This window comes from Cupriavidus sp. GW822-FHT02D05, assembly GCF_058802485.1.
In genome coordinates this window covers 26,514-37,828 of record NZ_JBXAOE010000054.1, presented here as the reverse complement: position 1 = coordinate 37,828, position 11,315 = coordinate 26,514, and the positions used below count along the sequence as shown (strand labels likewise).

Below are 11,315 nucleotides of genomic sequence, written 5' to 3'. Positions count from 1 at the left end.
CTCGCTTCGCATCGCGCTTGGGTGTTTCCCGCCCCTTCGGGCGGGAAACACGGCTACCACAGTTGGTTGATCTTGCCATCGGTTGGCTCCCCTCTCCCACTTGTGGGAGAGGGGCCGGGGGAGAGGGCGGGCGGTCACTCGAAGTGGCCGTGTTCGCCGCTGCCATCGCCCTTCCTTTTGCCTGCGGGACATCGCTTGCGCTCACCGCCCCGCCGCCAGGCGTTCGCCCGACGCGCGCAGCGCTTCAAGCTTGCCCGGCAGCCCGTCCACCAGCAGCCGGCCGTGGCGCTTGCGCGCCTTGCCTGCCACGAACACGCTGTCGATATTGGCCAGGCTGGCCTGCATCACGATGGCGCTCACCGGGTCGTGCAGCGGCATCATGTTGAGCTTGCGGGCGTCGATCATCACCAGGTCGGCCTGCTTGCCCACGGCCAGCGAGCCGATGCGGTCTTGCATGCCAAGCATCCGCGCCCCGGCCAGCGTGATCCAGTCCAGCGCATCGCGGCAGCTCACCGCGTGCGCGGGAGCGATCTCGCCGTGCTGCTGGCGGTACTCGGCATGGTCCAGCGCGCGCTGGATGCCCAGCGCCATGCGCGCGGCGATGAACATCTCGCCGGACAAACCCGATTCCAGGTCCACGCCGAGCGATGGTGCCGCGCCCAGGCGCGTCAGCCGGCCGGTGATGGGAAAACCATGGCCCTGTGTCAGTTCGTTCTCCGGCGTGACGGAGAAGCTCATGCCCAGCCCGACGAAGCGCGCCAGCTGCGCATCCGTGAGGTTGTTGCCGTGCACGATGTTGATATGGGGGCCAAGCAGCCCGGCCTGCTCCAGCCGCTCCCACCCCTGCGGCGTGCGGGCGCTTCCGCCACCCTGGTGCATGCTGGCCAGCAGGCCAAATTCCCGCGCCAGCGCAAAATCGTGCAGCGCGACTTCCAGCGTCGAGTAATGCGGGCCGAGGATGGCCAGGCCGAGGCTTAGCAAGGACGAGCCTTGCAGCCGCCTGGACAGGCGTTCCACCTCGCTGCGCGGGTGCGGCATTTCCCAGAACGGCAGCGCGCCGGGCTTGGGGTCTGGCTTGGGCGAGCCGTGCAGGAACGCGGCGCGGATGCCGGCATGCTCCAGCGCGTCCAGCGCGGCGTCGCTGTGCGCCGGCGTGGGGTTGTTGTGGCACCAGTCCACCAGCGTGGTGGTACCGCAATCGAGCTGGTTCCAGGCACCGACGAGCGTGGCGATGCCGATGTCATCGGGCGTGAAGCGCGTGGCCAGCCCGGCATGCATCTGCCGGAAATACTCGGTCAGCGTCCAGCCCGAGGCAACGCCGCGCAGCGCGGTCTGCCAGGTGTGCATATGCGCGTTGACAAAGCCTGGAGCGACGATGAAGCCGCGCGCGTCGATCAGCTCGGCGCCGTGCGCTTCGAGATGCGGTGCGATGGCGGCAATGCGCTCGCCGTCGATCAGCAGGTCGCCGGTGAACTCGCCGAGGGCGGGTTCCATGGTGACCAGAGTGGCCCCGCGTACCAGGATCATGGGTGTGTCTCCGTTGCCTGGCGGCGCTGCCTGTGGCCGGCGCGCCGCTCTGGGTTTTGCAGGCATCCTGTCATGCCTGACAGGCGCTGGAACAAACTCTATACTGCCGGCAAATGGAAAAAAACGACGGATAAGGAAATCTTCTTTCCGCCAGGCGAGAGAATCAAAACAGCTCGTGCGGCGGACCAAGGCACACACGGGGAGACAAGGCATGGACCGTTGGACCGAATTCGAACTCTTCGTCCAGATCGCGGAGCTGGGCAGCATCAGCAAGGCCGCCGAGAGCCTGGACATTTCCAACGCGGCGGCAAGCCGCTACCTCACCTCGCTGGAGCAGCGGCTATCGGCGCGGCTGATCGAGCGCAATACGCGCCGTCTTTACCTGACCGATGTGGGGCACGAGTTTTTCCGGCGCTGCAAGGGCGTGCTGACGGAAATGAAGGAGGCGGAAGCCGCGGTCAACGCCAATGTGCTGGAGCCGGGCGGCACGCTGACGGTCACCGCATCGCTGTCGTTTTCCATGAAGCACCTCGCGCCGCTGCTGCCGGATTTCACCAGCCTCTATCCCAAGGTGGACGTGAACATCCTTGCGGCCAACCGCTACTACGACATCATGGACAGTGGCATCGACCTGGCCATCCGCACGCGGGAGTTCGAGCCGGATTCCGGCCTGACCGTGCGCCGGCTGGCCGAGACGCGCCGCGTCCTGGCCGCCTCGCCGCGCTACCTGGACCGCATGGGCACGCCGCGCGAAGTCGACGACCTGCTGCGCCACCACATGCTGATCTACTCGTACGCCAACCGGCCGCACGAGCTGGCCTTCACCCGCAATGCAGAGGAGAAGACGGTCACGGTGCGCAGCAAGCTGGAATCCAACGACGGACAGGTGATCCGCGCGGCCGCGCTGGAAGGCCTGGGCATCCTGGTGCAGCCCAAGTACATCGTCTACGACGATATCGTGGCGGGCCGGCTGATCCCGGTGCTGGACGACTGGGACCTGCCCCGGCTCACCATCAACATCGCCTTCCAGAGCCGGCGCTACCTGGCCGCCAAGGTGCGCCTGTTCATCGACTACCTGGTGGCGCACTTCGAGCGCATGGACTACGAGCGCAAGTGGACGTCGTGACGGTGCGCTTAAGCGCCCTGCCTAGCCGTTGACGCTGGGCAGCCCGGCGGCGAGCCGCGCGGACTTGATCACCGCGGCGTAGTCGTCGCCGGCCATGCCTTGCGCGGCGGCGCCCTGCAGCATCTGGCCCAGCAGCGCGGTAAGCGACAGCGGCACGCGCAGGTCGGCGCCCGCATCCAGGATCAAACCCACGTCCTTGAGCATCTGGTCCACGGTGAAGGTGGGCGTGTAGTCGTTCTCCACCAGTTGCGCGGACTTGGCCTTGACGATGGGCGCGGCCACTGCGCTGGCGGTGATCACGGACCACATGTCCTGCCATTTGAGGCCACCCTTGGCGCCAAGTGCCAGCGCTTCGGCCAGCATGCCGGAGGTCAGGCCGATCATCAGGTTCACCACCAGCTTCATCAGGCGCGCTTGCTCGGCTTCGCCCAGGTAGAACTGGGCCGGCCCGAGCACGGCCAGCAGCGGCTTGGCCACTGCATAGGCGGCCGCCGGGCCGGACACCAGCGCGGTCAGCTGCGCCGCCTCGGCCATCTTGTTGTTGCCGGATACCGTCACGCGCAGGTACGGGATATTGCGCTGCGCCAGCAAGGCGGCCACGCGGGCGGATGCTTGCGGCGACACCGTGCTGGTATCGATATACAGCGTGCCGGGCGCGGCCAGCTCCGCCACTTGCGCGCCCACGGCCTCGAAGGCCGCATCGTGCGGCAGCGAGCTGAACACAACGTCCTTGCCGGCGGTTGCCTGCGCGAGCGAGCCGGTCGTCTTCAGCCCGGCCTGGCGCGCGGCTTCCAGCACAGCGGGCGACAGGTCGAAGCCTTCGACAGCGTGCCCGGCGGCGGCCAGGTGACGCCCCATGGGCAAGCCCATCTTGCCGATTCCGATAAAGCCGATTTGCATTGTTTGTCTCCGGTGCGGTGTGTGTTGTGTGTTTTGTGTTTGCTGGCCCGCTCAGTCGGGGCGCACGCCTTCAAAGGCGGCCTGCAGCAATTCGCGAATCGGCGCGCGCTCGATCGGGCGCGGATTCCAGTACGGGTTGGCCAAGGCGATATCCGCGGCGCGGTCCAAGTCCTCGGCCTTCATGCCGATATCGCGCAGCGCTGTGGCCGCGCCGTGGCGGGCGGCCAGGTCGTAAAGCGCCGCGGCGGCGGAGATGCCCTCGCCGCCCATGGCCCGGCGGATCCGTACCATGGCATCCGGCGCGGCCAAGGCGTTATAGGCCATGGCGTGCGGCAACACCGCCGTGTGCGTCTCGGCATGGGGCAGGTTGAAACTGCCGCCCAGCGTATGGCACAGCTTGTGGTGCAGCGCCATGCCGACGCTGCCCAGCACCGTGCCGCACAGCCATGCGCCGTAGAGGCAATCGGCGCGGGCATCCAGGTCGGTGGGCGCAGCGAACACGCGGGGAATGCCGCTGGCCAGCGCCCGGATGCCCTCCTGCGCCATCAGCGACGTCACCGGGTTGGCATCCTCGGCGTACAGCCCCTCGGCGGCGTGGGCGATGGCGTTCAGGCCGCTGGTCACGCTCAATGCCACCGGCAGGCCCACGGTCAGCGCGGGATCGTAGATCACGGTGCGCGGCAGCACGCGCGGGTCGCGGCCGGTTTTCTTCAGGCCGGCGTCGGTGAGGCCGTAGATCGGCGTCATCTCGGACCCGGCGTAGGTGGTGGGAATCGCCAGGATCGGCAGGCCGGAGGTCAGCGCGATGGCTTTGCCCAGCCCTGTGGTCGACCCGCCGCCAAGGGCGATCATGCAATCCGCGCCCACGTCCTGCGCGTGCGCAATCGCCGCGCGGGCGGATTCCACCGGCACGTGCATCACCGCGCCAGGATAGATGCCGGCGGACAACGGCCCGAGCGCGTCGGACAGCCGCGTTGCGTCTTCGGCCTGGTTGGGCGTGCACAGCACCAGCGCCCGCCTGGCGCCCAGCCGCTCCAGTTCCTGCCCCACCTGGCTCAGGGTGCCCGCGCCAAACAGCACGCGCGTGGGCTGGGCCACGTATAAAAATGACGTTGGCATGGCTTTGTCTTCCTCCGCAAGGATCGGGATCTCTACCCGCTTGTCGTGTGTCTTGTCCGGCGCTAGTGGCCTTGCGCAGCCAGAAACCACCGCCAGCGGACGCGCCAATGCACGTTAGCCTTCCGCCGGGCGGAAAGAAATGCCGGGATGGGAAAACACTCTTGACGCACGCGGAAGAATTCACGCCTTTTACTAGCGGATGTCGCGCGGCGCCGGATTCGGTGCTAGCTTCCGGGCTGGACTAGCGCACTTTTCGATTCTGTCCTGCCAGCGCGGTCCCTTCCGCTATTCCACCATTCCACCCCTTGCGCAAAGCGAATACCGTGAAACTCCGAACCGCCACGCTCGCCGTCTCCGCCATTCTCTCCGTGGTGCTCGTGGCCCTTGCCGCGGCACTGGCCGCAGGTGGCCCGACCCGGCCAAAGCCGATGCTGAGCATCAGCGATCCGTTCAAGGACGTGGATTTCTCTGCGCTGGCGGCCCCCGCCCATTACGCGGCACGCGACGGCGCGCAACTCACCTATCGCCGCTATCCCCCCGCCGGCGGCCTGCCCAGCCGGGGCAGCGTGGTATTGGTGCATGGCTCCTCGGCCAACAGCCAGAGCATGCATCCGCTTGCACAGAGCTTCGCGCAGGCCGGCTTCACGGCCTACGCCCTGGATATGCGCGGCCACGGGGCCTCCGGCCCGCGTGGCGACATCGCCTACATCGGGCAGCTCGATGACGACCTGGAAGACTTTGTGAGCGCCGTTCAGCCCGCCGGCCCGAAGACGCTGGTGGGATTTTCATCGGGCGGCGGCCTTGCGCTGCGCGTGGCCGGTGGCGCGCGCCAGGCCCTGTTCGACAACTACCTGTTCATGGCGCCCTATACGAACCGCCGCGCGCCCACGTTCCGCCCCGATGCCGGCGGCTGGGTCTCGGTCGGCGTGCCGCGCGTGATTGCGCTCACGCTGCTGAACCGGATCGGCATTACCGCCTTCAACCACTTGCCGGTACTGGCCTTTGCCATCAACGACGCACCGCGCGCCGAACTGACGCCGACCTATTCCTATGCGCTGGCGACGAATTTCCAGCCCGATGAGGACTACCAGCGCGACATTCGCGAGATCCACAAGCCGGCGGCGGTATTGGCCGGGCAGGACGATGAAGTGTTTGTCGCCGCCAGGTTTGCACAGGTGTTCACCGATGCGGGCCGCCCGGATATTCCGGTCACGCTGGTGCCGGGCACCGGCCACATCATGCTCACGGTGTCACCGGCCGCCCGCGCGGCAGCGGTGCAGGCCGTGGAGCGGCTGGATGGCTTGGCCGGGAGATGACTGGCACGGCAGCGCCGGGCTGCGAGGAGAAAAAAACGGCTGGCGGCGACGGTAGTGCTCTCGCTCTAGTGCTCTCGTTCATTTGAGTTGATAGGGAATCCGCACACCAGGCTCGCTGGCTGAGAAGACTTTGGTATTGCGTGTGACCAGCAGCATGGAATGCGCCTGCGCGGACGCCCAGATAATCGAGTCAGGCAGCTTGATTCGAGCGGTGTTTCGAATCTGGACTGCGCGAGAGGAAACCGCATCATCGACTGCAATCAGCCGGAACCCATTGAGCCACGCGCGCAATGTCTGCTCTTCTTCAGCTGTTGCGCCGGCCATCACCTCCATCCAGGTGATGACACTGATCGCCCTTGACGCGTAGCGGCGCATCTCGATCATGGCCTCTTCGATTCCATTCAAGTGGTCGATCAGGATGTTGGTGTCAAAGAGCGCGTTCACCACGCCTCCCGCAGCTTTTCCTGATACGCAAGGCCATCCACCTCGCGGTGCTTCCAAAGCCCGAAGGTGTCAGAGGCCAGCCCAGGCTTGCGCTGCGCTATATACGCTTGAATTGCCTCGCGAATGACTACCGCCCGAGGGCGCTTTTCTGCCTCGACAATGGCTGCCAGCTCCTGGAGCTGGTCTTCCGCAAGGTCGACCAGGATGCGACTCATGATGAACCCATAACGATATCTGATATACACATCGTATATCATCCAATTTGAAACAACAAGGAACCAGCACGGCAAACCGGACCGGAACACGGTGGCGCTGGAAACCGGGTGACGCGCAGGGCTTCGCGACCGGCAAGGCATCTGCTCCGGCCCGAACGGGCCCCGTCTGCTCCTGTTCGGCGCGCGCAAGGGGCGCTAGCCTCAAGGCTACCCACAAGCCCCTCGCCGGCGGGGCGATCTCCCCCCTCCCCGCACGGCACACCTGGAAGTGCTTCATGTATGTGTATGACACCGTCGACCAGCAACTGGTCGACCAGCGCGTTGCGCAGTTCAGCGGCCAGACCGAACGGTTTCTCAACGGCCAGCTCACCGAGGACGAGTTCCGCGTGCTGCGGCTGCAGAACGGCCTCTACATCCAGCGGCATGCGCCCATGCTGCGCGTGGCGATCCCCTACGGCATGCTGGTGTCGCGGCAACTGCGCAAGCTGGCCGAGATAGCGCGCCGCTTTGACCGCGGCTACGGGCACTTCAGCACGCGGCAGAACATGCAGTTCAACTGGCCGCGCCTGGAGGACGCGCCCGCTATCCTGGCGGAGCTGGCGACCGTGCAGATGCACGCCATCCAGACCAGCGGCAATTGCATCCGCAACACCACCACCGACCACTTCGCCGGGCTGGCGCCGGATGAGATCGTGAACCCCCTGGTGTGGTGCGAGATCATCCGCCAGTGGTCGATGCTGCATCCCGAGTTTGCCTTCCTGCCGCGCAAGTTCAAGATCGCGGTGAGCGGCGCCACCACGGACCGCGCTGCGGTGGGCGTGCACGATATCGGCCTGCAGGCCGTGGAGCGCGATGGCGAGCTTGGCTTCCGCGTGTGGGTGGGCGGCGGCATGGGCCGCACGCCCATGGTCGGCAAGCTGATCAACGCCTTCGTGCACTGGTCCGACCTGCTCACCTACCTGCAGGCCACGCTGCGCGTCTACAACCTGCACGGCCGGCGCGACAACAAGTACAAGGCGCGCATCAAGATCCTGGTCAAGGACCTGACGCCGGGCGTGTTCGCGCAACAGGTGGACGAGCAATGGCAGCGGATCCGCGGCGGCCCGGACACGGTCAGCGCGGACTTCGTGGCCGGCGTGGCGGGCCGCTTCACCATGCCGGACCATGATCCCGCGGCGGCGCACGAGGCCGGCCCGGATCCCGAACTGGCGGCGGCGCATCCGCGCTTTGCCCGCTGGCTGCGCAGCAACGTGCATGCGCATCGCGTGCCCGGCTACGCCGCCGTGACCGTCTCGCTGAAGGCCACCGGCATGCCGCCCGGCGACATCACCGCCGACCAGATGGATGCGGTGGCGGACCTGGCGGAGCGCTTCGGCTTTGGCGAGCTGCGGGTCTCGCACGAGCAGAACCTGATCCTGGCCGACGTGCGCCGGGGCGCGCTGTTTGCGCTCTGGCAGGCGCTGGACGCGCTGAACCTGGCCACCGCCAACATCGGCCTGCTCACCAATATCATTGCCTGCCCGGGCGGGGATTTCTGCTCGCTGGCCAACGCGGTGTCGATTCCGCTGGCCGAGGCCATCCAGCGCCGCTTCGACGACCTGGACTACCTGTTCGAGATCGGCGAGCTGGACCTGAACATCTCCGGCTGCATCAACTCCTGCGGGCACCATCACGTGGGCCACATCGGCATCCTTGGCGTGGACAAGGCTGGCGAGGAGTGGTACCAGGTAACCATCGGCGGGCGCCAGAACGGCGCGGCCGGCCATGCGTTGCTGGATCAGCACAAGGGCGGCGGCGCGGCAATCGGCCGCATCATCGGCCCGTCGTTCGCGCGCGATGAAATCCCGGATGTGGTGGCGCTGCTGATCGATACCTACCTGTCCCTGCGCGACAGCGAGGCGGAGCGGTTTATCGACGTGGTGGAGCGGGTTGGCCCGGAGCCCTTCAAGCAGGCGGTCTACCAGGACCCGAGAATCGTCGCGCGGCGGCAGCAAGCGGAGCAAGCCCGTGCCTGATCTCCAATCATTGCCACCGCTGAACAATGTGATTCGCAACGGCCAGCTGGAAGCGGACATCTGGCGCGCCTTCGTGCCGGACGAGAACGCGCCGGCATCGGCATCGGCAACGCACGCGCTGCCGCCGGACGAAAACGGCTGGCTGGTCACCCTTGCCACATGGTGGGCAGCCCGCGATGCCCTGCGCCTGCGCCGCCACCCGGTGGCCGTGTACCTCGGCCCGGATGCGGACCCTGGAGACCTGCTTGAGGCGGGCGCCGCCACCATCGACGCCACCGGCATCGCGCACCTGGCGATCGACTTCCCGGTTTATACGGACGGGCGCGGCTATTCGCTGGCGCAGATGCTGCGCACGCAATATGGCTGGGGCGGCGAGCTGCGCGCGGTGGGCGACGTGATGATCGATACCGTGCACTACATGGCGCGTTGCGGCTTCGATGCCTTCGCCGTCAAGCCGAGCCACGACCCGCAGGCCGCGCTGGCGGCGTTAGGGACGTTCACTGTGCATTACCAGAAAACGTACCCGGCGGCGGCCGCGCCGGCTATTTCGGCAACCAGCCGTCCAGCAATGCGTTGACGGGCTCGTGGGCCTCGTACTGGACCCAGTGGCCCGCGTTGGCAATGACGCGGCCTTCGCGGCGCGGGCTGTCCTGGGTCATTGCCGCGATGGCCGGGACAGGATCCGCCGTGACGTCGTGCTCGCCCCAGGCCAGCAGCACCTCGCCGCCGAAGCGGTCCAGCGCGCCGCGCAGGTCGCCGGAGCGGGAGATGGTCTTGCTGCGAAAGCGCGTGAGGCGGCATGACTCGGTGTGCGCGTACATGGCCATGGCATCGATCTTGGCCGGGTCGGCCATCATGAACGCTTCCAGGTTGTAGCGCATGGACAGCGCCAGGGCCTCGGCGTCCCCGGCCTTGCGCCAGTCCACCAGCGCGCGCTGCTGGCGGCGGATGCCGCCATGGCCGCCTGAGCCCATCAGCGCCAGCCGGCGCACGGTGCCGAGCGACGCGGCCACGTTGGCGGCCACCAGCCCGCCGAAGGAGAAGCCGACCAGGCTGAGCGCCTTGTCGCAGCCGGGCAACTGCCTGATGCCCTTGACAAGCGTGCCGGTCATCACCGAAAGATCGCTGGCGATATCGTCCGACTCGCCAAACCCCGGCATGTCCGGCGCCCACACCGTGCGGTGCGCGGCCAGCGCCTCGATATTGCGCACCCAGTGCAGCCAGCTGCCGTGCCCGCCATGCAGCAGGACCACGGGTTGCCCCTCGCCAAAGCGGCGCCAGACCATGCGGCAGCCATCGGCATCGGTGACGATCCGTTCGGATTGTTGCGACAGGGCGGCCGCCTGCGCTTCGGGTTGGGCGGAAGCGACAGGCGTTTTGAAGTTTATCCAGGTCATTGGCATAGGCGCGCGCCGTCTGGCCTCCGGGCGCGGCGATCTGCCTCGGCGCACCTGGGGATGCCGGCCGCGCGAAAGACGGCTCCGACCCCGGATCATAGCGAATTCCGGATGTACCGGCCCCGGCCAAGCGAGACGACGTCCGGGCAACCAAGCAGCGCCAGGGTCCGGTCGATGTCGGCCACGAACATGGCCAGCACCTCGTCCACGCCGGCCTCGCCACGCGCGGCAAGGCCGTAGAGCAAGGGCCTGCCGAGCATGACGGCGCGTGCCCCTAGCGCCAGCGCCTTGACGACATCCCGGCCGTTGCGAAAGCCGCTGTCCACCAGCGCCTCGCCGCCGCCGACGGCCGCCACCACCTCGGGCAAGACGGACACCGGCGCCGCAAGATCCGCGAGTTGCCGGCCGCCATGATTCGACACGATGACGCCGTCCACGCCGAGCGCCACGCAGCGCGCGGCGTCGCGGGCATTCAGGATGCCCTTGACGTATAGCTTGCGCGGCCACATGTCGCGCAGCGCGGCGAGGTCGTCCCAGGAGAAGCTGGCATCCATGCGGCGCTGGAGCAAGGCAGCCTGGGCGCCGGCACCGGCGCCGCCATCCACGTTAGGCAGCGTCGGCAAGCCATGGCGGCATTGCCGGATCGTCCACGCGGGGTGCAGCGCCGCATCCGCCACGATGCGCGGCGTCAGCCGGTACGGCACCGCGAAGCCGTTGCGCAGGTCGCGCTCGCGCCGCCCGTTCACGGTCACGTCCGTGGTCAGCACCAGGGCCTCATAGCCGGCGGACAACGCGCCCTTGACCAGCGCGCGGGCGTGCTCGCGCTGCACCACATAAAGCTGGAACCACAGCCTGCCGCCGGCACGCCGCGCCACCTCCGCCAGCGCCACGTTGGACGCGGTGGACAGCGTGAACGGAATGCCGGCGCGCGCGGCGGCGCGCGCGAGCATCACGTCACCATCGGGCCGGCAGGCGCCGTTCAGTCCCATGGGCGCGACGACCAGCGGCGCCTCGCTGCGCGCGCCTGCCAGGGTAACCGACAGGTCCCGCGCGCTCACATCGGTCAGGCGCGCCGGATCCAGCAACAGGGCATCGAGCGCATCGCGATTACGCCGGATCCCGGATTCGTCATCCGCGCCGCCTTCGATGTAGTCGAACACGATGCGGGGCAGCCGGCGTTGCGCCAGGCGCCGGTACGCGTCGAGATTGAGGAGCGCCGTCATGCCGTATGCCGGGGAGCTTGCATGGAGCCCGGG

The 11,315-nt window shown here is 67.6% G+C and carries 11 protein-coding genes; 4 read left to right on the top strand and 7 right to left on the bottom strand.

Features of this window, described 5'->3' with window-relative positions; all coding sequences use genetic code 11:
* Positions 1 to 201 precede the first annotated feature (201 nt).
* Positions 202 to 1,527, bottom strand: a complete 1,326-nt coding sequence (locus tag AC1RQK_RS39090) for an amidohydrolase family protein (protein WP_492814912.1) — start codon at positions 1,525 to 1,527, stop codon at positions 202 to 204.
* Between the two features lie 211 nt (positions 1,528 to 1,738).
* Between AC1RQK_RS39090 and AC1RQK_RS39085 the strand changes: the two genes are divergently transcribed.
* Positions 1,739 to 2,653, top strand: a complete 915-nt coding sequence (locus tag AC1RQK_RS39085) for a LysR family transcriptional regulator (protein ID WP_492372867.1) — start codon at positions 1,739 to 1,741, stop codon at positions 2,651 to 2,653.
* A 21-nt stretch (positions 2,654 to 2,674) separates the two neighbouring features.
* On the opposite strand, the gene AC1RQK_RS39080 is transcribed toward AC1RQK_RS39085, so the two are convergent.
* Positions 2,675 to 3,553, bottom strand: coding sequence for an NAD(P)-dependent oxidoreductase (locus tag AC1RQK_RS39080; protein WP_492814910.1), 879 nt, complete (start codon positions 3,551 to 3,553; stop codon positions 2,675 to 2,677).
* A 51-nt stretch (positions 3,554 to 3,604) separates the two neighbouring features.
* Positions 3,605 to 4,672: a maleylacetate reductase gene (locus tag AC1RQK_RS39075; protein ID WP_492372868.1), complete on the bottom strand. Its 1,068-nt coding sequence runs from the start codon at positions 4,670 to 4,672 to the stop codon at positions 3,605 to 3,607.
* A gap of 323 nt (positions 4,673 to 4,995) precedes the next feature.
* Here AC1RQK_RS39075 and AC1RQK_RS39070 point away from each other — a divergent pair, with 323 nt between their 5' ends.
* Positions 4,996 to 5,988, top strand: coding sequence for an alpha/beta hydrolase (locus AC1RQK_RS39070; RefSeq protein ID WP_492814908.1), 993 nt, complete (start codon positions 4,996 to 4,998; stop codon positions 5,986 to 5,988).
* A gap of 78 nt (positions 5,989 to 6,066) precedes the next feature.
* Here the strand turns inward: AC1RQK_RS39070 and AC1RQK_RS39065 are convergent, their stop codons facing one another.
* On the bottom strand, positions 6,067 to 6,435 hold the full coding sequence (locus tag AC1RQK_RS39065; protein WP_492814906.1) for a type II toxin-antitoxin system VapC family toxin: 369 nt from the start codon (positions 6,433 to 6,435) through the stop codon (positions 6,067 to 6,069).
* Entirely contained in the window at positions 6,429 to 6,647 is a 219-nt protein-coding gene (locus tag AC1RQK_RS39060) for a ribbon-helix-helix protein, CopG family (protein ID WP_309404413.1), read from the bottom strand. Before AC1RQK_RS39060 ends, AC1RQK_RS39065 begins: the two co-directional genes overlap by 7 nt.
* A gap of 275 nt (positions 6,648 to 6,922) precedes the next feature.
* Between AC1RQK_RS39060 and AC1RQK_RS39055 the strand changes: the two genes are divergently transcribed.
* Both AC1RQK_RS39055 and AC1RQK_RS39050 read left to right on the top strand, forming a co-directional pair.
* Entirely contained in the window at positions 6,923 to 8,662 is a 1,740-nt protein-coding gene (locus AC1RQK_RS39055) for a nitrite/sulfite reductase (protein ID WP_492372919.1), read from the top strand.
* On the top strand, positions 8,655 to 9,239 hold the full coding sequence (locus tag AC1RQK_RS39050) for a DUF934 domain-containing protein (protein ID WP_492814904.1): 585 nt from the start codon (positions 8,655 to 8,657) through the stop codon (positions 9,237 to 9,239). The genes AC1RQK_RS39055 and AC1RQK_RS39050 overlap by 8 nt, the downstream gene beginning before the upstream one ends.
* Here the strand turns inward: AC1RQK_RS39050 and AC1RQK_RS39045 are convergent.
* Together AC1RQK_RS39045 and AC1RQK_RS39040 are read right to left on the bottom strand one after the other, a co-directional pair.
* Positions 9,205 to 10,059, bottom strand: a complete 855-nt coding sequence (locus AC1RQK_RS39045) for an alpha/beta fold hydrolase (protein ID WP_492814902.1) — start codon at positions 10,057 to 10,059, stop codon at positions 9,205 to 9,207. The genes AC1RQK_RS39050 and AC1RQK_RS39045 overlap by 35 nt on opposite strands.
* Before the next feature lie 95 nt (positions 10,060 to 10,154).
* Positions 10,155 to 11,282: an alpha-hydroxy-acid oxidizing protein gene (locus AC1RQK_RS39040; RefSeq protein WP_492814900.1), complete on the bottom strand. Its 1,128-nt coding sequence runs from the start codon at positions 11,280 to 11,282 to the stop codon at positions 10,155 to 10,157.
* Between the last annotated feature and the right edge of the window lie 33 nt (positions 11,283 to 11,315).

What these genes read in the sequence shown, in the direction of transcription:
- AC1RQK_RS39090 (WP_492814912.1), bottom strand. Translation starts at nt 1,527, where the DNA reads ATGATCCTGGTACGCGGGGCCACTCTGGTCACCATGGAACCCGCCCTC.
- AC1RQK_RS39085 (WP_492372867.1), top strand. Translation starts at nt 1,739, where the DNA reads ATGGACCGTTGGACCGAATTCGAACTCTTCGTCCAGATCGCGGAGCTG.
- AC1RQK_RS39080 (WP_492814910.1), bottom strand. Translation starts at nt 3,553, where the DNA reads ATGCAAATCGGCTTTATCGGAATCGGCAAGATGGGCTTGCCCATGGGG.
- AC1RQK_RS39075 (WP_492372868.1), bottom strand. Translation starts at nt 4,672, where the DNA reads ATGCCAACGTCATTTTTATACGTGGCCCAGCCCACGCGCGTGCTGTTT.
- AC1RQK_RS39060 (WP_309404413.1), bottom strand. Translation starts at nt 6,647, where the DNA reads ATGAGTCGCATCCTGGTCGACCTTGCGGAAGACCAGCTCCAGGAGCTG.
- AC1RQK_RS39055 (WP_492372919.1), top strand. Translation starts at nt 6,923, where the DNA reads ATGTATGTGTATGACACCGTCGACCAGCAACTGGTCGACCAGCGCGTT.
- AC1RQK_RS39045 (WP_492814902.1), bottom strand. Translation starts at nt 10,059, where the DNA reads ATGACCTGGATAAACTTCAAAACGCCTGTCGCTTCCGCCCAACCCGAA.
- AC1RQK_RS39040 (WP_492814900.1), bottom strand. Translation starts at nt 11,282, where the DNA reads ATGACGGCGCTCCTCAATCTCGACGCGTACCGGCGCCTGGCGCAACGC.